The following is a 20,395-nucleotide window of genomic DNA, read 5'->3' as shown; positions in this document are numbered from 1 at the left end:
CGTCGCTCGCTCGATCGGATACGTCCCCAGGCGACCTCGTCGGCAAGTCCCTACGCAGCGACCGGATCGCACTTCCCAATCACCCGGAAGAGCCTATGCGTGCGCGTCGGCACTGTCTGAGGGATGCGAGCCGCACAGCGATGACACCGGCAGCCATGAGGACAGATGCCACCAGCAATGCCACCAGGACCGGCCACACGTAGACAAGTTGCCGCCAGTTGAGATCGACGCCAAGCGCAAGCGTGATCGTCGGGAAGGCCACCACCAGCGCCACCATCAGCGTGTACGGGAGCAGCCGGAGAGCCGTGGTCCAGCCGGGTCGGCCGACAGCCTCGCCGCCCATCGTCGCGCCCGCACCAGCAGCGTTGCACCGACGGCCAGCGTCATGAGCGTCAGTGCCCCGACAATGAGGTCGGCGACCAACGTCACGGGGGCGGCTGCAGCAGGTGATTTCTCGCGTGAAAGAGGGCCCCACTTTCGGATGGATTCGGGCGCCACTTGGCGATCTTTAACGGTGCCAGTTCGCGCGAGAATTGGCCCCACCTCGGGGTTCAGCAGAGATAACAAGAATCCCGGCCATGAGCGGATCTTGAACTCTCTGACTTGCGAAAATATCGAGGTACCGAGCTCTGTCGTGGGAACTCGCGCTAGCCGTACTGCCGAGTCACCCGTGCCCGCCGGCGGCCGCGAGTGACCGGAGCTTTCCGCCGTTGGCGTCGAGCCAGCTCGTCGTGTCCTCCAGCTTGCGGATTCGGTCGAGGACCTCGCCGAGCTGTGCCTTACCGTTCAGCCAGAGGCCCGCCCGCCACAGGACGCTGCCGACCGCCCGGGCGAGGAGCAGCCGGGGCAGCGCGTCGGCCTCGGCGGCGTCCAGCGGGCGGATCGAGGTGTACCCCCGCAGGAACGCCGCCGTGCGGAGCTGCCAGTCGCGCGTCTCCAGGGCCCCGCTGTAGAACAGCGCCGCCATCACCTCCTGGACCAGGAAGCCGACCCCGGCGAACTCGAAGTCAAGCAGCCCGCTCACCTCCCCCGTGTCCTCGTCGACCAGCACGTTCCAGGCCGCCAGGTCACCATGGATGACCTGGGTCGGCAGCGCGCCGCCGCCCGCGGACCACTCCTGCCCGACACGGCGTGCCACGGCGTCGAGGCGGGCGGCCCGCTCCGCGCTGATCCCGGCGGCGCGCAGCTGACGGCAAAGGACGCCGACGTGCGGCACGGCGCGGTGCGCCAGGAGAGGGTCACCTCGCCAGTCCCCCAGCCCGTCTTCCGGCGGCACGCCCAGCATCGCCTCGCCGAGCAGCCCGGCCGCCCGGCCGAAGCGCTCGAGTACCGTCTGACCCGTGAAGTCGGGCCGCACGCCGGGGATCCACCGGCAGACGGTGGCGGGCCCGGCCGCGGTCTCGATCACCGTGTCCCCGCTGAGCGCGGTGACTGGCTCAGGCACCTGGAAGGGAAGCCCGGCCTGCCGTAGCCGCCGCAGGATCCGGTGCTCGGCACCGACCTGCGCGACGGACAGGGTCTGGCTGACCCGGAGCACGAACCGGAGGCTCCCCTGGCGGAGCAGGAACGTCTGGTTGTTGGTCCCCTGCTCGGCTCGGCTGATCGTCGTGCCCGGACGGAAACCCCACGCTGCCAGCAGCCCGGCCATGGACTCCAGGTCGGCGGGCGCGGTCATGCGCCCATTCTGGCGGTATGCCCCGGCCGGCGCGCAACCGGTTATAAGCCCCCTCAGAGCATGAGTCGGCAATCCTGGCCAACCAGCCGGGGGCCGCCCTTTCCGACTCGGGTCGAGTTGAGATACGCCAGAAGCGGCCATGGTTCAGTCCGTCTGTGGGTTCGGGGACTGCCGTCCCCGAACCCTGCATGGCGAGAGCGCCGAACAGGAGGGAGGGCTGTGTTAACCGTGGCTGGTGTGCTGAGTTTGTGCCTGAGCGAGGCGGTAGGAGTGGGTGCCGGTGTCGTTGATGGTGGCATTGAAGGTGAGGCGGTCGACGATCGCGGCGCAGAACCGGGGCTCGGTGAAGGTCTTGGTCCAGCCGGCGAAGGATTCGTTGGAGGCGATGGCGACGCTGGCGCGCTCTTCGCGTTCGGTGAGGACTTGGAACAATAGGTTGGCGCCGTGTTCGTCGAGTTTCATGTAGCCGAGCTCGTCCAGACAGAGCAGGTCGTAACGGCCGTAGCGGGCGATCGTCTTGCCCAGAACGAGGTTGTCGGCTGCTTCGACGAGCTCGTTGACCAGAGATGCGGCCAGGACGTATTTGACTCGGCCGCAGGCCATGGCGGCTTCAGCGCCCAGGCCGATGAGCAGTGGGACTTGCCGGTTCCGGAGTCGCCGATCAGGCAGAGTGGGTTGCCGTCGCGGATCCATAGCACCTGAATGAGTTCGCGGGTTCCGTCCGCGTGCCCGTGGGCTTCACGGACCCGTGACCACCACGCGCGTCGTGGACTGGGGTGAACTTCCCGGCTTGCCGGGCCTGGTCCAGCGCCGTCGAGCCGGGCGACGCGCCGGGCTTGCGGATCAGGACCTCCAGATAGTGATCCAAATCCAGGCGACAGGAGTCCTTGGCGATCAGTCGCTCGTGCCGGGCGATGAGCTTCCGGTCAGCGAACACCAGCAACTGGCTCGAGTGCAGCAGCTTCACGCCCTGAAAACGGTTGTCGGTGGCATGGCATACTGATCCCTCCGAAATCCGGACCGGAGGGCCACGACCACCCCGATGACCACCACTACGAACCGGCAGGCGATCCGGCCGCCGTGGGCGTTCCTCGTGCTGGTCGCCCTGCTGGTGGCGGGCCGGTTCCTGCTGGCGCCCCACCTGACCGATCCGGCGCTGCGGACGTGGGCGACGGTGTTCGTGGCGGTGTGCGTGCAGGCGATCCCGTTCCTGGTGTTCGGGGTGGCGCTGTCGGCCGCGATCACCGCGTTCGTGCCGGCCTCGTTCTGGACGCGGGCGCTGCCCCGGCGGACGTACGCGGCGGTGCCGGTGGCGGGCGTAGCGGGGGCGGTGCTGCCGGGCTGCGAGTGCGCGTCGGTGCCGGTCGCCTCCGGGCTGATGGCGCGAGGGGTGGCCGCGCCGGCGGCGCTGGCGTTCCTGCTGGCCTCGCCGGCGATCAACCCGGTGGTGCTGGCGGCCACCGCGGTGGCCTTCCCCGGTGAGCCGTCGATGGTGGCCGCGCGCTTCGCGGCGTCGCTGGCGGTGGCGGTGCTGGCCGGCTGGATCTGGGCCAGGTTCGGGCGCGCGGCCTGGTCACCGGCGCCGCGCCGGCCGGCCGCGCCCGGGCAGGGCCGGTGGGCCGCCTTCCTCGACGCGATGTGCCATGACCTGTTGCACGCGGGCGGCTACCTGGTCGTCGGCGCCCTGGCCGCGGCCACGCTCAACGTGGTGATCCCCCGCGAGTGGCTGACCGCGCTGGGCGGGGTGCCGGTGGTGTCGGTGCTGGTGCTGGCGCTGCTGGCGGTGCTGCTGTCGATCTGCTCGGAGGCCGACGCGTTCGTGGCCGCCTCGCTGACGGCGTTCTCGCCGACCGCGAAGCTGGCGTTCCTGGTCGTCGGCCCGATCGTGGACCTGAAGCTGATCGCGCTGCACACCGGCACGTTCGGCCGCGCCTTCGCGCGGCGTTTCGTGCCGCTGGTGCTGGTGCTGGCGATCGCCGTCAGCTTCCTGTCCGGGTGGGCGCTGCTGTGACCCGGCAGGCGCAGGGGTGGCTGCTGGTGGTGCTGGGGGCGACGCTGCTGAGCGTGTCGGCGTTCTCCGCCATGTACGCCAACTACGTCCGGCCCGGCTTCCGCCCGGTCCTGATCGCGACCGGCGCCGTGCTGGTGGCGCTCGGCCTGCTGGCGGCCTTCCGGTCCCGGCCCGGGCACGCCCCGCGGGTGGCGTGGCTGCTGGCGGCGCCGGTGTTCGCGATCGTGCTCGTCGCGCCGCCCGCGCTCGGCTCGTACGCGGCCCGCCGCCAGCAGGCGCCTCCCCCGCCGGCGACGGCCTATTCCGGCGCGCCGGCCGCCGACCTGACCCTCGGCGAGTTCATCGGCCGCGCCCAGGGCGGCTCCCTGGCGGGCCGGCGCGTGCGCCTGACCGGCTTCGTCGTGACCACGGAGGGCGGCTGGCACCTGGCCAGGATGCGGATCAACTGCTGCGCCGCCGACGCGCTCGCCCTGGAGGTGACCGTCCACGGCGCGCCGGCCCCGCCCGAGGACTCCTGGGTACGCGTCACCGGCACCTGGATGCCGGGGAAGGACGACCCCTCCGGCGCGTACGTGCCGCCCGCCATCTCCGCCACCGAGGTCGTCCCGGTCGAGCCGCCGGCCGAGCCGTACGAGGAGCCCGCGTGAGCCGCCCCTCCCAGGCCTTGCTGCTGCTCCTGCTCGGCGGCGCGCTGCTGCAGATCTCCGCTTTCTCCGCCGACTTCGCCAACTACGTCAAGCCCGGCTTCCGGCCGCTGCTCATCGTGGCGGGCGCCGTCCTGGCCGCGCTCGGCACGGCCGTCCTGGCACGGGGACGGCGCCGCGGACGCGGCACGGCGCAGGATGCGGCACTCGCGCGGGCACGGCGGGAGGAAGAGCTCCATCTGGCGCGGCTCCTGGGCCGCCCGCCCGCCCTTCCCGGCCCGGAACCACGCGAAGAACACCACGAAGAACACCACGAAGAACACCGCCCTGCAGAACACCGCCATCACGACGGCGTCCGGGCGGCCTGGCTGCTGGCCGCCCCCATCGCCGCGATCTTCCTGATCGCCCCGCCCGCCCTCGGCTCCTACGCCGTCCGGCAGGCCGCGCACGCGCCCGCCCCGCCTCCGCCGTCCGTCGTGGACGCCGACCTGCCGCCGCTCAGGAGCGGCCGGGCCAACGACCTGAGCATGAGCGAGTTCGCCGGCCGCGCCTGGTCCGACCCCGGCTCGCTGAAGGGCAAGACCGTCCGGCTGACCGGCTTCGCCGTCCCCGCGGGCAGTGGCTGGCACCTCGCGCGGCTGCGCATCGGCTGCTGCGCCGCCGACGCCCTCGTCATGAAGGTCGCCGTCTCCGGCGCCCGCGCGCCCGCCGCCGACGCCTGGGTACGGGTCACCGGCACCTGGGTCCCCGGCGACCGGACGTCCGTGCCCGCCCTGGCCGCCACCCGCGTGGAGCCGATGTCCCCGCCCGGCGAGCCGTACGAGTGACGCCCGGCGCATCAGCGCCTGCACTGATGCAGGCCCGCCCGCACACCAGGCAGCCGGCCCGCAGGCGCCGGGCGCGGCTCTCACGGGTGCTCGGCGCGATCCCTCCCGCAGCGGGAAGCCGCAGTTCGCGTACGGCGGCCCGCAGGGGTCTCACCGCCGGGCCGGCCGTCCGGAGCGGTCATGGCGCCGGTTCCGCGAGGAAGTCCCCGGCGTGGTCGCGCGCCCATTCCGCGAACGTGCGGGCCGGCCGGCCGGTGACCTGCTCCGCTGTGGGCATCGGCCCGAGCTCCGCAGAAACAAACGGATCCCCGCACCGTCGGTCAGTCGTCCGCGGCGGTCCGGCCGCCTGCCCGATGGTCGCGCAGCAGCAGGGCGGCCTGCACGCGGTTCGTGCAGTTCAGCTTGGCGAGGATGCGGCTGACGTAGGTCTTGACGCTGGCCTCGGTCATGTGGACGCGCCGCGCGACCTGGGCGTTGGACAGGCCCTCGGCCACCAGCGCGAGGACGTCGGCCTCGCGGGCGGTGAGGGCGGCCAGCCTGCGGGCCGCGTCGCGTCCGCGCTCGTCGTCGCCGGGCGCCGCCATGTCGAGCACCTGGCGTGCCACGGCCGGCGACAGGTACGCCTGCCCGGCGTGCGCGGCCCGCACCGCCCGGATCAGCTCGTCCGGGGTGCAGGTCTTCAGGACGAACCCGGACACGCCGCGCCGCACCGCCCGCCGGACGTTGTCCTCGTCCCCGAAGGCGGTGAGCAGCACCACGCGCGGCCCCCTCAGCTCGGCCGCGGCGGCCAGGCCGTCCATCACCGGCATCGCGATGTCCAGGAGCGCGACGTCGATCCGGTGCCGGCGGGCGGCCTGCACCGCCTCGCGTCCGTCCCGCGCGACGGCCACCACGTCGATGTCCCCGGCCGACTCCAGCACGGTGCGGATGCCGGCGGCGATGAGGGGCTCGTCGTCGGCGATCAAGGTCTTGATCACGTGGCGGCCCCCGCCAGGACCGGCACGAGAGGAAGCATCGCGACGAGCCGGAATTCGCGCGGCCCCGGGTGGACGCGCAGCAGGCCCCCGGCCGCGGCGACACGTTCGCTCAGCCCGTCCAGGCCGTTGCCCCCTCCACCGCCGCCGCCGGTGGAGGGGGGACGGCGGGGCACCGGGTTCGTCACCGAGATCAGCAGAGCGTCGGGCTGCCAGTCGAGTGACACGGTGATCGGCGTGCCGGAGGCGTGCTTGACCGCGTTGGTCAGCCCCTCCTGGACGACCCGGTAGGCGGCGTGGGACGCCTTCGGGTCGCCGAGCGGGGCGGACTCGCCGGACGTCTCGATCCTCACCGGGGCGCCCGCCGCGCGGGACCGGGCGACGAGGTCGTCGATGTCCTCCAGACCGGGGGCGTCATGGCTGCGCAGCGCGTTGACCACCTCGTGCAGCCCGGCCGCGGCGGCGCGCGCGGTGCCCGCCAGGGCGCGCACCGCCTGCCGCTGCTCCGGCGGCGCGGCGCTCACCTCGAGCGCGGCGGCCTGCACGGACACGAGGCTGAGCAGATGACCGAGCGAGTCGTGCATGTCGTGGGCGATGCGCAGCCGCTCGCGCAGCCGTTCCTGCTCGGCGACGAGAGCCCGCTCCCGGCGCAGGTGCTCGCGCTGCTGGGCCACGTACCGGCCGGCGAGCAGCGGCAGCGCGGTCAGGACGACGACGCGGGCCAGGCTGATCCACGGCTCCGGACCGCCGGGGGATCGTTCCACGGCCAGCAGCAGGACGCACACGTACGCGCTGAGGGCGCACGCCGTCACCACCGCGTCCCTGCGCGCGGAGATGCGGTGCCCGGCCTGGAAACCGGTGCAGGCCAGCACGGCCAGCGACCCGCCGGTGAGCACCGCCAGCCCCAGCGCCGCGAGGAACGCCGCGAACGGCAGACGGTGCGTCGCCGCCATGGTGAGCCCCACGGCCACGGCGTACGCGGCGAGCGGCCAGCCCCGCGTCCCGTCCAACCACAGCAGCGCCGTGTCCGCGACCACGACCGCGGCGGTGACAAGCCTGGACATAGGCCTCACCTTACTCAGAGCGCCCCCTGAGGCTCACAGTCAACTTTGGTGAACAGCCGTCGATGACTTTCGGGGGCAGAGCCCGGCGGGGCGCGGCTCGTAGCGTTCTGCGCATGTTCAAGACGCTCACGGCGCTGGCCGTCCTCACGACACCGGTCAGCGCCCCGACGCCGCCGCCGTCCCTGCAATGGAGCCCCTGCCCCCTCGCGGGCGCGCCCCAGCTCCAGTGCGCGGACCTGCCCGTCGCCCTGTCGCCCGGCAACGACCGCACGATCACCCTGAAGGTGGCCCGCCTGCCCGCCACCGGCGCCAAGAAGGGATCCGTGCTGGTCAACTTCGGCGGCCCCCAGGGACACCAGATCGCCTCGCTGGCCTCGCGGACGCAGATCTTCGACAAGATCCGTACGTCGATGGACGTCGTGACCTGGGACCCGCGGGGCTATCCCGGGCTCAGCGGCGCGGTGCTGCAGTGCGACTGGGGCTTCGTGCGCACCCCGGCCTTCCCCGCCGACCAGGCCGGCTTCGACCGGCTCGCCGCCGCCAACCGGGCCAGAGCCGCCACATGCCGCTCCACCGATCCTGAGCTCTTCGACCACATGGACTCCGCCTCCGACGCCCGCGACGCCGACGCCATCCGCACAGCGCTCGGCGAGGACGAGATGAACTTCCTGGGCCTGTCGTACGGCGGCACGATCGCGCAGTCGTACGCCCGCCTGTTCCCCCACCGCGTGCGCACGCTGTACGTCGACGGCACCAGGAACCACAGCCTGCGCTCCTGGGAGCGGGAACTCGACACCGTGGCCCGCGAGAGCGAGCGCTTCATGGACCGGTTCTTCGCCTGGGCCCCCGCCGGGACGGAGAAGCGCTGGCGGGCGTTGATCGCCGAGGCCGCCCGCGAGCCGATCCCCGCCCCGCAGGCCGGCGCCCGCTTCGACGGGACGCAGTTGCAGGCGCTGGCGTTCCTCAAGCTCCGGCCGGGCCCGGCACGCTGGGGCGACGTCGTGGCGGCCATCACGGCGGCCGAGGCCGGCGACGCCTCCGGCTTCGCCCTGTCGAGCCGACAGCCCTACCCCGGCGCCCCGGGCGGCGGCTACAAGGAGTGCCTGGACCTGCCCCGCCCCGCCGCCCAGCGGAACGTCGCGCGCACCGTCAAGCGGCTGCGCGCCATCGCCCCCAACACCGGCGCCTCCTTCGCCCTGGCCTGGCACCTGCCGCTCACCTGCGCCGGCTGGCCGGTCCCGGTGGCCAACCCGCCCGCGCCGATGCCCCGTACCCTGCCGCCGCTCCTGGGCGCGGGCACCTGGCAGGACTACGGCTCCACCCGCCGGGTCGTCGAGCAGATCCCCGGCAGCCGCGCGATCGGACACGACGGCCCGGGCCACAACCTCTTCGGCGCGATGGCCAACCCCTGCGTCATCGACCATGTCAGCAGGTACGTCACCGAGCGCCGGCTGCCGCCCCGGGGTACCATGTGCCCGTGATCCGGCGCAGGCGCCGGTGGATCGCGGGCGCCGTCACCACGCTCCTCCTCGCCGCCGCCGTGGCGGCGACGGCGATCGCCTTCCCGTCCGTCGCGGCCACCACCTGCCCCGGCTGTTACGGCCTGGAGCGGCTGCGTCCCGGCCTGTACGCCGAACCCGGCCTGCCGCCGGCCGCGCGACGCCACGTGACCGAGGTCGTCGAGCAGGCCGGCAAGCGGGTAAGTGACTTCTTCGGCGGGCGCAAGAGCTCTCCGGACGTCCTCGTGTGCCTGTCGGAGGACTGCTACCGCAGGATCGGCGGCGGCCGGGAACGCGGCATCGCCGTGCTCAACCGGTCGGTGATGCTGTCGCCGCGCGGCGTCGATCCCGTGATCGCCTCGCACGAGCTGACCCACGTGGAACTCCACGCCCGCCTCGGCGGCGCCGATGTCCCGCAGTGGTTCGACGAGGGCCTGGCCGTCCTGGTCAGCGACGACCCCCGCTATCTGGCGCCGACGGGCGACCGCTGCCTGCGCGACTCCCGCCGGCCCCTCCCGGCCACGCTCGAAGAGTGGCTGCGCGCGGCGTCGGCGGATCCCCTCCTGTACGCCGACGCCGCCTGCCGGGTGAGTCGTCAGGCTGGGACGAACGGCGGGGAACAGGCCGTGCGGACCCTCGTCGAACGGCTGTCGGCGGGACAGCCCTTCCCCGACATCCGGCTGCCGGCGGCAGGGTCGCCATCACCGTGACCCGGACTGTCGTGCCTGGTCAGCGGGGATGCGGCGGCGGAGAATGGAAGGGGGTCCACGGAGAGGAGGCCGTCATGGACTGGCCCCTTGCGATCGTCATCGTCTCGGTCGTCATCGCCGTCGCGGTGATCGTCACGACGTTCATCGTCCGTCCCAAGAGGTGATCGTAGCTCAGTCGCCTGCCTGAGCTCCTCGGCCGACGGCGCGGCGCCCTCCGCGGGCAGGACGAAGGCCGCAGGCGTCGGCCCGGACTCTCTTCCGGTTTTCGGGCTGAGGGCGGACAGGCCCGCTCAGCTGTGCGCGGCCCGGAAGCGGCACGGCCCTGGGCGGTGGTGCTGTGTGATCGATCGCCTCTCCACACGCTCGAGCACCTTCACGCCGGACCCCACCACGCCCGGCATGCCGGGGACTCCTCGCCTGACGTGCCTTGACGACCTTCATGTGACTGACCAGCACGTTCGCTTGGCCACCCAGATCCCCGCCGATGTCACCCACCGCCCCCCGGCCCTGGACGACGAACCCACCAGGCCACAGGAACCCCAGAAACGCCCGGGGGGATCCGACCGGCGGCCCCCGCCCAGGCTGACCCCCGGGATTCCCCTGAGAACCGGCCTTCCACAGTCCCCAAAAAAGTGATATCAGTTTGCTAGCAACATGAGGTCACGTAGAGGGGACGGACGATGGCGAACACATCGGGCGGGGCCGCACTTGAGGCCGCCGTCGTGGACATGCCCGCACCGCGCACGAGCGAGCGCCCGGTGCGGGCGGCCAACGGGTTCGTGATGCTGGGGGTGGCGACGGCGCTGGACCTGGCCGGGATCGCGCTGCTCGTCGTGGGAATCGTCATGCTCGCCTCGGGGGCCGGGCAGGGCGGCATGTGGGTGGTCATCGTGAGCATCCTGATGATCCTGCTGGGGTTCTTCATGTACTTCGGCCTCACCGCGGTGGCGCCGGGCGAGGCCAGGGTGGTGCAGCTGCTCGGCCGGTACGTCGGCACCCTGCGCACCCCCGGCTTCCAGTGGGTCAACCCGATCACGGTGCGCCGGCGGGTGTCCACGAGGATCCGCAACCACGAGACCGACGTGACGAAGGTCAACGACGCGGACGGCAACCCGATCCAGATCGCGACCGTGGTGGTCTGGCAGGTGCAGGACACCGCGCAGGCGGTCTTCGAGGTGGACGACTTCGTGGAGTTCGTGGCCATCCAGGCGGAGACGGCCGTGCGGCACATCGCGGGCAGCTATCCGTACGACGCGCACGGCGAGCCCAGGCTGTCGCTGCGGGACAACGCCGACGAGATCAACGAGCGGCTGTCCGCGGAGCTCGCCGCCAGGGTGTCGTCCGCCGGGGTGAAGGTCATCGAGTCCCGCATCATCCACCTGGCGTACGCGCCCGAGATCGCCCACGCCATGCTCCGCCGCCAGCAGGCGGGCGCGGTGGTGGCGGCCCGGCAGCGGATCGTCGAGGGGGCGGTCGGCATGGTGGAGATGGCCCTGGCCAGGCTCGCCGAGCACGACGTGGTCGAGCTGGACGAGGAGCGCAAGGCGGCCATGGTCAGCAACCTGCTCGTGGTGCTGGTCGGTGACCGCGACACTCAGCCCGTGGTCAACACGGGCACGCTCTACCACTAGTCACCGTGGAGCGGAAGAAGGTCCTGCTGCGGCTTGACCCGGTGGTTCACGACGCGCTGGCCAGGTGGGCGTCCGACGAGCTGCGCAGCACGAACTCCCAGATCGAGTTCCTGCTGCGCAAGGCCCTTTCCGAGGCCGGACGCCTGCCCGACGGGGTGGGGCGGATGCGCCCACGCGGACGGCCGAGGAAGGCGCCAGAAGACGGCACAGGGGACGACACAGATCAGGAAGAAGAACAGGAGCGGGCGGATGGAGACGCAAGTGAAGCAGGGTGAGTCACTGACCCGATCGGCCTTCCTGCTGGCCTTCGACCTTCGCAAGGAGAAACTGACCCAGCAGGGCGAGCTGGGCTACCTGCTGCGCGCGGCCGCCCTCGCCGAGCTGCTGCTGGCGGGCAACCTGGCCGACGAGTCGGGCAAGGCGCGAGCTCTCACCGCCCCGGCCGCTGAGCCCGGTTCCCTGCGGGCCGTGGTCTGGGAGCAGATCTCGAGCTCGCCGCCCCGCTCGTGGCGGCGGTGGGTGCAGAAGGACACCGGCAAGGCGGTCCGCGTGGTACGCGACGAGCTCGCGGCCGCCCGGCTGATCAGCGTGGAACGACGCCGGATCCTGCTGTTCCCGATCGAGCGGATCACGCCGCGCAAAGCGTACCTGTCGCGCAGGCTGGCCGAGCGCGTCGGCCGGGCCATTCGCGGCGGCCAGCCGGTCGGGCACCTGGACGAGGACGTCCGCGTCCTGGCGGCGCTGGCCGCGGCGGCCCGGCTCAAGACGGTGGTCCCCTCCTGGCGGGAGACGCGTCTGCTCCGGGACCGGATCCAGCGGCTTTCCGCGCCCGTCGAGCCGATCGCGACCGCATTGCGCAAGACCGTCGAGGCGGCCAGGTCGTCGTACGGAGGGGGCTGACACGACGATTCGGCGGCTCCCACCGCCGGCTCTCGGAGGAGATCACATGACCACGTCAATCGAACCACCGGCCCGGCCCCGCGCCATCGAGCGGGCCCTGGCCGCCCGGGGCGCGATGTTACTCGCCATCGCGTTCGCGCACGCCCCGCTGTTCGTGACCGCCATCGACCGCGGCCCCGCGGCGACCAACATGATCACCGTCTTCGACGGTTATCCGGGGTTGTCAAGCGAACGAGCCGGTCAGCCACTTGAAGGGCGTCCAGCCATGTCAGGCGAGCAGGCTGCCGCGGCTGCCCGCCAGTGAAGGAGCCACCAACGATCCCTGACCCAACGATCAACCGCATCGGCCAGGGGTGGAATCGCATCACCAAGGTCGGCGTGAAGCCGCCCGCGACGTGTTCGCACAGATCTGGGAGGACATCGGTGACGAACAAGGCGACCCGCTGCATGTTTACACCCTGGCGCACCCGGCTTTCCTCGCGCAGGTCGTTCCTGTACCGGCCGTCCGGGCACGGAGCCCTTTGCCGGCCTCAGCGGGCGGCGCTCACCCGCCCCGCCGTCACCGGGGGGTCCGCCCCGCGGTCATCCGCCAGGCGCAGGGTCAGGCGGACGGTGGTGCCGCCGGGCCCGGTCGTGAAGGCGACCTCGTCGGACAGGCGGCGCATCAGCCAGATCCCGCGCCCGCCCGGCGCCGACGGCGCGGGCAGGCCCGTCTCCTCCAGCACCCCAGGAGGGATCCCCCCGCCGGTGTCGGCGACCTCGCAGACAAGGGTGCCGTCCTGCCGCCACATGCGCAGCCTTCCCCGCCCGCCGCCGTGCTCCACCGCGTTGACGACGCATTCGTTGACCGCCGCCAGCAGATCCGCCAGCCGCTCACCCGCCATCCCCTCACCGCGCGCGCAGGCCAGCACCGCGCCGCGCGTCCGTGCCAGAAGTCCCTCGCCGAACTCCACGCTGAGCAGGTCCATGCCTCCACTGTCGGCCGGGCCCCGGCCGCCGGTCAGTGCCCGAGGTCACAGCCCGGGGCACCGGAAGACCTGTCCCGCCGGCGACGCGGGAGGGTCAGGACGGGACCGACCAGACGGGGCGGATCTCGATGCCCGCCCCCGTGGGGCAGTGCCGGGCGATCTCCTCGGCCTCCTCCATGCCCGCGCATTCCACCAGGTAGAAGCCCGCCAGCTCCTCATTCAGCGGCACGAACGGGACGTCCGCGGCCCTCACGCCGCCGTCCGCGGGCCGCAGCGTCCTGGCCTCCGCGGACGGCTTGAACGCCTCGCCCGAGAACGGGATCCCGCGCTCGCTCAGGTACCGGGCGAACGCCGCGTGTTCCTCGAGCGCGGCCTTCATCTCCGCCTCCGAGACACTCTCCCAGTAGCCTTCCGGGTCGAACAGCAGCAGTGCGTACTTCATCTCACGAACCTCCTTCCCTCTCGATGTCGCGCGAGGGCCGGGAAAATCGACAGCGTCACCTCGCCTGCGACGCCCGGCCCTTGACACCGGTGTCAAGGCGCGGCGCAGCGGCCGTGCCTGCGGACCGGAGACGAGGACGCTTTGATACGCCGAGATCCGGCTCCGCCACCCGCGCCGCCGAGGAGGAGGAGGAGGAGTGACCGCGAGCACCGTGAGGGGCGCACGATGGTCGATTCGACGGAGATAACCATCGGCGCTGGTGGCGGTCGGGTTCTCTGGTGGTGCCTAGCGGTTTTCGCCTGGCTCCCGGCAGTCCTCACCCTGACTCGTCTTCACCTGGTCTGCCAGCGGCCCACCGTCGACGACATTCCCACTGGGCCGGAGGAGCGCTGCCGTGACCAGGCTGCCGAAGGCGACGATGCTCATGGCGGTTCGGAGCAGATGCCAGGCGTTCCACCTGTCCCGAACCTGGGTCCAGTCTGGTGGGATGCCGTGTGCCGGCCACTCGCTGATCATCTGGCCATTGAGGGGAACATTGACGACAAGTGTCGTAGCAACGGCGACGAGCAGGAGCAGCAAGGCCATCGCGATGACGGGCCGTCGCTGTGCTATGAGCAATGCTGCGGTGGCGGAGACGGCCACCAGCATGATGGCCATCATCGGGAACGCGAACGTCAGGTGGGTTGGCCGGGCCACCGCGGCGTAAACGTTGGCAGGCTGGCCGGCCATGGCCTGGGCGGTGAGCACGCCACCGGCCAGGATGCCCGTGAGCAGGCCGGTTGCGGCCAGGGCGGCAAACTGCACGGCGCGGGTCAACGTGTCCCTCCAGAGAGGCGCGGCCGGCTGCGGGGGGCCTTGCGTTGCTGGCGGGGAACAGTCTGCCGGCGGCCGCGTGGCGTTCTCCCCCATGGTTTGTAGATCGATAGGACGGTCGCCGCGGCCAGCAGGGCGAAGGCGGCGAGGTTGCCCGCGATGAGCAGTCCGCGGACGGGGTGAGCGTCCGCGGCGTGGGCGAGGGCCTGGCCGGTCCACGCGTGCAGGAAGAAGAAGCCATTGGCCATGGCCAGCAGGACCAGGCCGAGCTTGGCGAGGACCCAGTAGTACTTCAGCACGCCCCAGTTGCTGGACAGCCCGCTGACGATGCCGCTGGTCAAGGTGAGCAGCGCGACCGGGATGACGATCCCGTCGTCGAGCACGGCCATCATCTGGTAGCCGCCCCGGGTGATGGCCGGATCCTGGGTGTGCCGCAGCACGATTCCCAGGATGATCATGACGGCGGCGATGCCGAGCCAGCCGACAGAGACGGCGACGTGGACAACCAGCACGGCTTTGCGTAGTCGGGGCCGCCGCAGGAAGCTTCGGCGGAGATTGTCATGGGACATGGACGCCAGCTTGCGGCCGCCCGGCCGTCGCTGTCGTCGGCCAGGCAACGGCTTGGCGCCCTACGGCATTCGCCGTAGGCGGGTACGTCCAGGCGCTGATGACGATCGCATCGCCTGCTTCATAGGCTGGCCGGTGTGAGAGTTTCCCGAACCCAGGTGTGGGACTGCGTGGCGGCGGCGGTCGCAGTGCCGCTGTTCGTGTTCGGGACCGAGGTGGCCTCCCGGACCCGGGTTCCGCCCTTCCGCGCACTCGATGTGCTGGCCTACGCCCTGCTGGTCGTTTCGGGGCTGGCTCTCGCCACCCGCTCGCGCTCCCCGTCCGGCCTCCTCGGCGTCATGCTCGCCTGCTGTGCGGCGATGCTGGCCCGCCACCATGCGTACGGGCCGATCTTCCTGGGGCTGTACGTCGCCCTGGCCTCTGTCGTAATCCGGTACGGCCTGCGTCACGGCCTGGCAGCAGTCGGCGTCTCCGGAACCGTACTGCTGGCTGCCGACATGATTGGCTGGGGCCGGATGTGGGTCGCCGACGATGTGGGCGCCTGGACCATCTGGTACGCCTCGTCGTTGCTGCCCTTCGTCGCGGGCGCGATGCTCCGCATGGAACGCGACCGGCGAGCGAGTGCGGCCAGAGCCGACGAGGAGCGGCGGCTGCGGCGCTTTCAGGACGAGCGGCTGGCCGTCGCCCGCGAAGTCCACGACGTAGTGGGGCATAGCTTGAGCGTGATCAGCATGCGCGCCGGCGTCGCCCTCCATGTCGCTCACCGCCGCCCCGAACAGGCACTCGAAGCGCTGGAGGCGATCCGCACGACCAGCAAGGAGGCCTTGGACGAACTCCGGACGGCGCTCGACATCCTCAAGGACCGCCAGTCCCGCCCTGGCCCGGAGCGCATCGAGGGCCTCGTAGAGTCGATCAGGACCGCGGGCCAGTCGGTCAGCCTGACCGTGCACGGCGATCCGACCGGGCTACCCGCCACGATGGGACACATCGTTTACCGGACCGTCCAGGAGGCTCTCACCAACGTGGTGCGGCACGCGAACGCGGCCACGGCCACCGTGATGATCGACTATGGCCGCACCGAGGTGATCGTGGAGGTGACCGACGACGGCACCGGGCAAGCCGGGGCGGCCCCTGGCAACGGGATCGCCGGCATGCGCGAACGGGTAACGGCACTCCACGGCACGCTCACGGCAGGCCCGCGAGCTGAGGGCGGCTTCGCCGTCCATGCTCGGCTGCCACGGACCGGTACGCCCACTGCACGCACACAGCCACCGGCGGCCGCCTCGCCGGGAAAGCACGGAGGTCGAGAGCCGAAGGGCACGAAGCATTGATCCGGGTGCTGATCGCCGATGATCAGGCGCTGATCCGGATCGGCCTGCGTGTGCTGATCGAGACCGAGGATGATCTGGAGGTGGTAGGGGAGGCCACCGACGGGCAGGAGACTCTCGGACTTGCCCGGCGGCTCCATCCCGACGTGGTGCTCATGGATATTCAGATGCCCGGCATCGATGGCTTGGCGGCGCTTCGGGACATTGTCGCCGACCCTGTGCTGTCCACGACACGTGTGGTCATGCTCACCACGTTCCAGATCGACGAGTACGTCTTCACCGCGCTGCGCGACGGAGCCAGCGGCTTCCTGGTCAAGGACGCCGAGCCGGACGAAGTCTTGCGGGCGATTCGCGTGGTGGCTGAGGGCGGCTCCCTGCTGTCGCCCTCAGTGACGCGGCGGGTGATCGGCGAGTTCGCCCACCGCCGCGTCCCGGTGGGCTCTCACCGGCGAATGAGTGAGCTTACCGAGCGGGAACGCGAGATTGTCGGGCTGGTCAGTGAGGGCCTGTCCAATGATGAGATCGCCGCCCGCTTGGTGGTCAGCCCCGCCACCGTCCGAACCCACGTGGGCCGGGCCATGGTGAAACTCGGCGCCCGGGACCGCGCACAACTCGTCGTCATCGCCTACCAGTCCGGCCTCGTACGGTGAGGGCTTAATCGTCCGCAAGCAAACCGAGGCTCGGGGAAGGAAGACGAGCAAAGCGACGACAACTGAGCGTCCGCCGCGCACCATAACGATGTGACAGGGATGTGCCCATTCCCTGTCACATACAAGATCCTTCCCTCATTCCGGCCAGCGGTTCCACCACGCGGCTCTAGGCTCGAAGCCAGCACGTTCCCTGTCACATAGGAGCCCGGCGGTGATCCCCGGCCCCGCACAGCCCCCCGACCGACTGCGCGCCGCGGGCGAGCTCGCCCAGCACGCCTCCGAAACCGCGGCGATGGACGCGCCAGCGGACGCGGAGGTCATCCTGCGCAACACCGAGGACTTGCGATCCCCGTGACGATGGCCAAGGTCCTGTCGCCCACCGGCAGTCCGACGCTGGCCGAGGCCGCCACCGCGTTCCTAAACCGCCGCGACCTGGACCCCGACACCCTGCGCTCCTACCGCCAGACGCTGACCCACCAGCGAACCGAGCCCGGCGGAGGCGCTCTGCTGACCGACGTGACGGCCGAGCAGACGGCAGCGGTGTTCACCGCAGCGTGGGGGACGCGGCCGCCCGCACCTGGAACCGCCACCGCTCCGCGTTGCGCTCCTTCATCACCTGGCCGCCGCGCGGTGGAGCATGACCGACCTGGCCGCGCTGGTCGAGCGGCGCCAGGAGAACACTGACACCACGAAGGTCATCGACCGGCACCTGATCGAGGCCCTGTGGCAGCGCCGCGACCTACCGCTGGATCTTGTGGCAGTCCGGCACCGCCCGGGTGCTGCCCCGCCTGCTCGCCAGCCGCACCCGCGGCCCGGTCTTCCTCACTGACCGGCGCCCAGGCCCGGCCCGCACTCCCGCCGCCGACCTGTGCCCGCTCACCGGCCGTGCCCGGCTGTCCTATGAACGCGCCGAGTACCTGTTCAAACAGGCCACCAAGGACATCGACCCGACCGGTGCCGGCCACACCCTCCACCAGCTGCGCCACTCCCGGCTGACCCACCTGGGCGAGGACGGCTGGTCGGCTTCCATGCTCATGACCCTGTCCGGCCACCGGAACCTGCGCACCCTCGGCATCTACGTCCAGCCCAGCACCGAAGCCGTCGCCGCCGCACTCGCCGAGCACGACCCCGGCCGCCGACAGCGTCTCCTCCCGCACGTACCACTCCTGCGTCCACCAGCGTGGGTGAAGCACGCCAGGAAGCTCGTGCGGGCGTCCAGCTCGATCAACAGGGAGGCGATCGGCATGAACGGCAGCATGCTCGACAGCTCATCCCGCAGTGCCCGCGCCTCGGCGGGGACGTCCTCGGCGGGCAGCGGTGGAATGACAAGTTGCCCGGCCTCATCCAGCCGGACCGCGCCGACGTCGCCCGGCGCACCGCCGGCGAGGGTATCCTCCAGATCCTCCAGCGCCTGGTTCAGCTCGTCCCTGACCTGCTCGATCGCCTTAGCCGCGCCGGCGGGTTTGCGGACCAGGTGGCAGAACTCCGCCCGCCGCCCCTCCCACTGCTCCGGAGTGAACAGATAGGTGCCAGGGCCGGCGTACCGGCGTGACCCGGGCACGAACACATCCCCCGACCGCAGGCCATCGCGCAACGCGAGGATGGTGCAGATCTCCCAGTAGTGCCGAAACGCCGTGTCGTCACCAGCCTCCAGCACCTGCGGAGTGAACCTCCGCAGATAGGTGTGGGATGCCTCCAGCGCAGCCAGACGGCCGTGATCCCGGGGCAACGGCTTCCAGCTCACCGAGGCCACATCACACAGCTTGTCCATCCCGATCCGCTCGCGCAGCAGCCCGCCCACCTGCTCGTCCGCCACACCCAGGTCGACCGGCACCTGCAAGATCACATCCATCAGCAACTGGCGGGCCTCGCCCTTCTTCGCCCGCTCCGCCAGGGCAGCCCCGCGCAGGTAGCGCAGCTTGGCGATCGCGTCCTTCACCGCCGTGGGCGTCGCCTCCACCGCTGGCGTCGTCAACCACGCCAGCCGGGTCGTCCCAGCTCCTCATCGAACACCAGCAGCCGACCCAAATCCGCCCGCATCGGCCCGGTCAGCAGATGATCGACCTTCTCCGACGTCAAACGCCCCCGCCACATTACGCGCCGACCCCACCATCTTCACCAGCACGACCACACCCGGCCGCACCACCTTCGAGCTGATCAGATGCTCGGCCGCCTGGTGGAACAGCAGCGATGGCGCGTCATGCTCCATCGCCCGATCCCAGCAGAAACTGCTCCAGCTCCTTCAGCGTCTCGCCCCTCGTCGGAACCGGTTTCCAGTCCAGATACTTCAGCACCAGTTTCAAATGGTCGCTCCGGGTCTGCGCCCGCTGCCCGTACTGCTGCGGGGCCCCCGGACGCCCCCCGCCACACCGGGGGCGCACCACACCATCACCCCGCCCCGGAGCCGATCGTCGTCAGGGCCTCCCTGCCCTCATCCCACCGCCAACGCACCTCACGGCCCAACAGGTGCACCCCGCCAATCCAGCGATCGACACCGTTGAGCGTCACGTGATCCTCCTCACCCGCCAGCACCCGCGCACCCATGGCCGTCAAACGCACCACGGTGCCCCGCTCGACCGGAACGCCGGCAGGCCAGGTCTCCAGCAACGGATGCGGCGCCCCGGCCAGGCGGTCCATCACCGCGAAAGACCACGTGTCCCCCAGAAAACGGCGCGCCTCGCGAGCCGAGGCACGCACGAAGACATCCCCGGCGCTCACCTCCCGCCCCGCATCCGCCGCAGCGGCGAGAATGCGACGCTCAGTGAGCGACAGCCCATCACGGGTGGAAGGGTACTCACGGCACAGACGCTCGAACGCCTCACCAAGAAAACGCAGCTCACCAGAGCGCGCAGCCACGATGGCCGGCAGACCGTCCGGAACCGGCGCACGAAACGCCGCCCATGCCCGCCCCGCCAGATCCAGCGCATCCGGAGTCAGCCTCGCGCACGCCCTCGTCGCCGGCAACTCCCGCAACTGCTCCGCACGCAGCTGCCCCAAGCCGCCGAAACGCGCGATCCCGGGATGCTCCCCGATACAGATCAACGTGATGCGCTCAGCCGGCACCTCCAACTCGGCCAAGCGGGCGAGAACCTCCACGATCTGCAGCTGATCGTAGAGATCCGCCTCGAACCACAACACGTACTCGCCACCACGATGGGCCTCCACAGCGGCGTCACGCTCAACGAACATGCGCACACCCTCCGCCCGATCATCCGCATCCGCTCCCATCAGGAACGCCGCCCTGACCCGGCGCAGCTCCTCGCGCCCCACCGCGGGAACCGGCCCCTCATGCAGCACATCACGCCAGTACACGATGTGCCGCGCCAGCCCCGTCCCCGGCAAATCCGTGCAGTCACCGTTGGTGATGTGCAGCGCCTCCGCCATCCCACCCTCGACAGCAGCGGACCGCTCACCCAGCAGCCGACGCCGCGCGACCGCGTACGACTCCCCCGTCTTCGCCATGCGGGCACGCACCCGCCGCTTGAAGTCCGCCTGCCTCGTCACGAACGTCTCCCGCGCGCCGACCGCACCATCCCCCAGCGACCCATGCGGCAAGCACACGACCGACGACAAAACCTCCGCCCGAGAGGTCAACCTCCCTTTGCCTCCTGAGGTGACCCGGCCGGGGCGAGTCGCCGGAGGTTGGGCGCGGACGGCCGCCATCACCCATGCTAACGGCCGACCGACCCGAA

Annotated in this window: 25 protein-coding genes and 2 pseudogenes; 14 read left to right on the top strand and 13 right to left on the bottom strand. The window is 71.3% G+C overall.

The features are described from left to right. Positions 1 to 79 precede the first annotated feature (79 nt). The 3 genes from ID574_RS50300 to ID574_RS50290 all read right to left on the bottom strand — a co-directional run bounded on the left by ID574_RS50300 (position 80) and on the right by ID574_RS50290 (position 2,368). On the bottom strand, positions 80 to 343 hold the full coding sequence (locus tag ID574_RS50300; RefSeq protein WP_188196193.1) for a hypothetical protein: 264 nt from the start codon (positions 341 to 343) through the stop codon (positions 80 to 82). 321 nt (positions 344 to 664) lie between these two features. Beyond that, positions 665 to 1,675, bottom strand: coding sequence for a phosphotransferase enzyme family protein (locus ID574_RS50295; protein WP_188196192.1), 1,011 nt, complete (start codon positions 1,673 to 1,675; stop codon positions 665 to 667). Positions 1,676 to 1,897: 222 nt separating this feature from the next. Next, complete coding sequence (locus tag ID574_RS50290) at positions 1,898 to 2,368, bottom strand: ATP-binding protein (protein ID WP_270094323.1); 471 nt, start codon at positions 2,366 to 2,368, stop codon at positions 1,898 to 1,900. 55 nt (positions 2,369 to 2,423) lie between these two features. Between ID574_RS50290 and ID574_RS60980 the strand changes: the two genes are divergently transcribed. Genes ID574_RS60980 through ID574_RS50275 form a run of 4 tightly spaced genes read left to right on the top strand, consistent with a single transcriptional unit; the run spans position 2,424 to position 5,157 of the window. Beyond that, the gene (locus ID574_RS60980) at positions 2,424 to 2,678 is read left to right on the top strand and encodes a hypothetical protein (protein WP_223167907.1); all 255 of its coding nucleotides are present in this window, start codon (positions 2,424 to 2,426) and stop codon (positions 2,676 to 2,678) included. Positions 2,679 to 2,717: 39 nt separating this feature from the next. Further along, complete coding sequence (locus tag ID574_RS50285; protein WP_188196191.1) at positions 2,718 to 3,686, top strand: permease; 969 nt, start codon at positions 2,718 to 2,720, stop codon at positions 3,684 to 3,686. After that, the gene (locus tag ID574_RS50280; protein WP_223167906.1) at positions 3,671 to 4,333 is read left to right on the top strand and encodes a TIGR03943 family putative permease subunit; all 663 of its coding nucleotides are present in this window, start codon (positions 3,671 to 3,673) and stop codon (positions 4,331 to 4,333) included. The genes ID574_RS50285 and ID574_RS50280 overlap by 16 nt, the downstream gene beginning before the upstream one ends. Continuing rightward, a complete protein-coding gene (locus tag ID574_RS50275; RefSeq protein ID WP_188196190.1) occupies positions 4,330 to 5,157 on the top strand; it encodes a TIGR03943 family putative permease subunit in 828 nt (275 codons plus the stop codon). Before ID574_RS50280 ends, ID574_RS50275 begins: the two co-directional genes overlap by 4 nt. A 320-nt stretch (positions 5,158 to 5,477) precedes the next feature. Here ID574_RS50275 and ID574_RS50270 read toward each other — a convergent pair whose 3' ends face one another. Further along, positions 5,478 to 6,134, bottom strand: coding sequence for a response regulator transcription factor (locus tag ID574_RS50270; RefSeq protein ID WP_188196189.1), 657 nt, complete (start codon positions 6,132 to 6,134; stop codon positions 5,478 to 5,480). Next, entirely contained in the window at positions 6,131 to 7,195 is a 1,065-nt protein-coding gene (locus tag ID574_RS50265) for a sensor histidine kinase (RefSeq protein WP_188196188.1), read from the bottom strand. Before ID574_RS50265 ends, ID574_RS50270 begins: the two co-directional genes overlap by 4 nt. Before the next feature lie 113 nt (positions 7,196 to 7,308). Here ID574_RS50265 and ID574_RS50260 point away from each other — a divergent pair, with 113 nt between their 5' ends. The 6 genes from ID574_RS50260 to ID574_RS50235 all read left to right on the top strand — a co-directional run bounded on the left by ID574_RS50260 (position 7,309) and on the right by ID574_RS50235 (position 12,239). After that, positions 7,309 to 8,676, top strand: a complete 1,368-nt coding sequence (locus ID574_RS50260) for an alpha/beta fold hydrolase (protein WP_188196187.1) — start codon at positions 7,309 to 7,311, stop codon at positions 8,674 to 8,676. After that, positions 8,673 to 9,404: a hypothetical protein gene (locus ID574_RS50255; protein ID WP_188196186.1), complete on the top strand. Its 732-nt coding sequence runs from the start codon at positions 8,673 to 8,675 to the stop codon at positions 9,402 to 9,404. Before ID574_RS50260 ends, ID574_RS50255 begins: the two co-directional genes overlap by 4 nt. A gap of 680 nt (positions 9,405 to 10,084) precedes the next feature. Then, on the top strand, positions 10,085 to 11,035 hold the full coding sequence (locus ID574_RS50250) for an SPFH domain-containing protein (protein ID WP_188196185.1): 951 nt from the start codon (positions 10,085 to 10,087) through the stop codon (positions 11,033 to 11,035). 5 nt (positions 11,036 to 11,040) lie between these two features. After that, positions 11,041 to 11,310, top strand: a complete 270-nt coding sequence (locus ID574_RS50245) for a type II toxin-antitoxin system antitoxin (protein ID WP_188196184.1) — start codon at positions 11,041 to 11,043, stop codon at positions 11,308 to 11,310. Next, positions 11,285 to 11,935: a GPP34 family phosphoprotein gene (locus tag ID574_RS50240; protein ID WP_188196183.1), complete on the top strand. Its 651-nt coding sequence runs from the start codon at positions 11,285 to 11,287 to the stop codon at positions 11,933 to 11,935. Before ID574_RS50245 ends, ID574_RS50240 begins: the two co-directional genes overlap by 26 nt. Before the next feature lie 46 nt (positions 11,936 to 11,981). Beyond that, entirely contained in the window at positions 11,982 to 12,239 is a 258-nt protein-coding gene (locus ID574_RS50235; protein ID WP_188196281.1) for a hypothetical protein, read from the top strand. Positions 12,240 to 12,465: 226 nt separating this feature from the next. Here ID574_RS50235 and ID574_RS50230 read toward each other — a convergent pair whose 3' ends face one another. From ID574_RS50230 to ID574_RS50215, 4 genes are all read right to left on the bottom strand, one after another. Then, positions 12,466 to 12,903, bottom strand: coding sequence for an ATP-binding protein (locus ID574_RS50230; protein WP_188196182.1), 438 nt, complete (start codon positions 12,901 to 12,903; stop codon positions 12,466 to 12,468). 94 nt (positions 12,904 to 12,997) lie between these two features. Beyond that, the gene (locus tag ID574_RS50225) at positions 12,998 to 13,345 is read right to left on the bottom strand and encodes a YciI family protein (RefSeq protein WP_188196181.1); all 348 of its coding nucleotides are present in this window, start codon (positions 13,343 to 13,345) and stop codon (positions 12,998 to 13,000) included. Positions 13,346 to 13,630: 285 nt separating this feature from the next. Next, a complete protein-coding gene (locus ID574_RS50220; RefSeq protein ID WP_188196180.1) occupies positions 13,631 to 14,161 on the bottom strand; it encodes an anthrone oxygenase family protein in 531 nt (176 codons plus the stop codon). Continuing rightward, complete coding sequence (locus tag ID574_RS50215; protein ID WP_188196179.1) at positions 14,158 to 14,727, bottom strand: DUF2269 domain-containing protein; 570 nt, start codon at positions 14,725 to 14,727, stop codon at positions 14,158 to 14,160. The genes ID574_RS50220 and ID574_RS50215 overlap by 4 nt, the downstream gene beginning before the upstream one ends. Before the next feature lie 135 nt (positions 14,728 to 14,862). On the opposite strand from ID574_RS50215, the gene ID574_RS50210 reads away from it, so the two are divergent. Together ID574_RS50210 and ID574_RS50205 are read left to right on the top strand one after the other, a co-directional pair. Next, positions 14,863 to 16,056 carry a sensor histidine kinase gene (locus tag ID574_RS50210; RefSeq protein WP_188196178.1) on the top strand — a complete coding sequence of 398 codons (1,194 nt, stop codon included), beginning with the start codon at positions 14,863 to 14,865 and terminating at the stop codon, positions 16,054 to 16,056. Then, entirely contained in the window at positions 16,053 to 16,703 is a 651-nt protein-coding gene (locus ID574_RS50205; protein ID WP_188196177.1) for a response regulator, read from the top strand. Before ID574_RS50210 ends, ID574_RS50205 begins: the two co-directional genes overlap by 4 nt. 544 nt (positions 16,704 to 17,247) lie before the next feature. On the opposite strand, the gene ID574_RS60975 is transcribed toward ID574_RS50205, so the two are convergent. Beyond that, positions 17,248 to 17,412 carry a hypothetical protein gene (locus ID574_RS60975; protein WP_223167905.1) on the bottom strand — a complete coding sequence of 55 codons (165 nt, stop codon included), beginning with the start codon at positions 17,410 to 17,412 and terminating at the stop codon, positions 17,248 to 17,250. On the opposite strand from ID574_RS60975, the gene ID574_RS50200 reads away from it, so the two are divergent. Together ID574_RS50200 and ID574_RS60970 are read left to right on the top strand one after the other, a co-directional pair. Beyond that, positions 17,341 to 17,532 (top strand): hypothetical protein, encoded by a 192-nt coding sequence (locus tag ID574_RS50200; RefSeq protein WP_188196176.1) that lies wholly within the window; start codon positions 17,341 to 17,343, stop codon positions 17,530 to 17,532. The genes ID574_RS60975 and ID574_RS50200 overlap by 72 nt on opposite strands. Continuing rightward, positions 17,480 to 17,734, top strand: a pseudogene (locus ID574_RS60970) (tyrosine-type recombinase/integrase); the annotation flags it as partial. The gene ID574_RS50200 and the pseudogene ID574_RS60970, both read left to right, overlap by 53 nt. Before the next feature lie 44 nt (positions 17,735 to 17,778). Here ID574_RS60970 and ID574_RS60965 read toward each other — a convergent pair. From ID574_RS60965 to ID574_RS50185, 3 genes and pseudogenes are all read right to left on the bottom strand, one after another. Continuing rightward, positions 17,779 to 18,678: a hypothetical protein gene (locus ID574_RS60965; protein ID WP_223167925.1), complete on the bottom strand. Its 900-nt coding sequence runs from the start codon at positions 18,676 to 18,678 to the stop codon at positions 17,779 to 17,781. 27 nt (positions 18,679 to 18,705) lie between these two features. Continuing rightward, positions 18,706 to 18,918 (bottom strand): annotated as a pseudogene (locus tag ID574_RS50190) (hypothetical protein); the annotation flags it as partial. 173 nt (positions 18,919 to 19,091) lie between these two features. Beyond that, on the bottom strand, positions 19,092 to 20,207 hold the full coding sequence (locus tag ID574_RS50185) for a hypothetical protein (RefSeq protein WP_223167904.1): 1,116 nt from the start codon (positions 20,205 to 20,207) through the stop codon (positions 19,092 to 19,094). Between the last annotated feature and the right edge of the window lie 188 nt (positions 20,208 to 20,395).

It is taken from the genome of Nonomuraea sp. SYSU D8015, assembly GCF_008065375.1.
Classification (GTDB): Bacteria; Actinomycetota; Actinomycetes; order Streptosporangiales; family Streptosporangiaceae; genus Nonomuraea.
The sequence above is the reverse complement of the archived record's forward strand: the minus strand, read 5'-3'. Positions and strand labels throughout refer to the sequence as shown.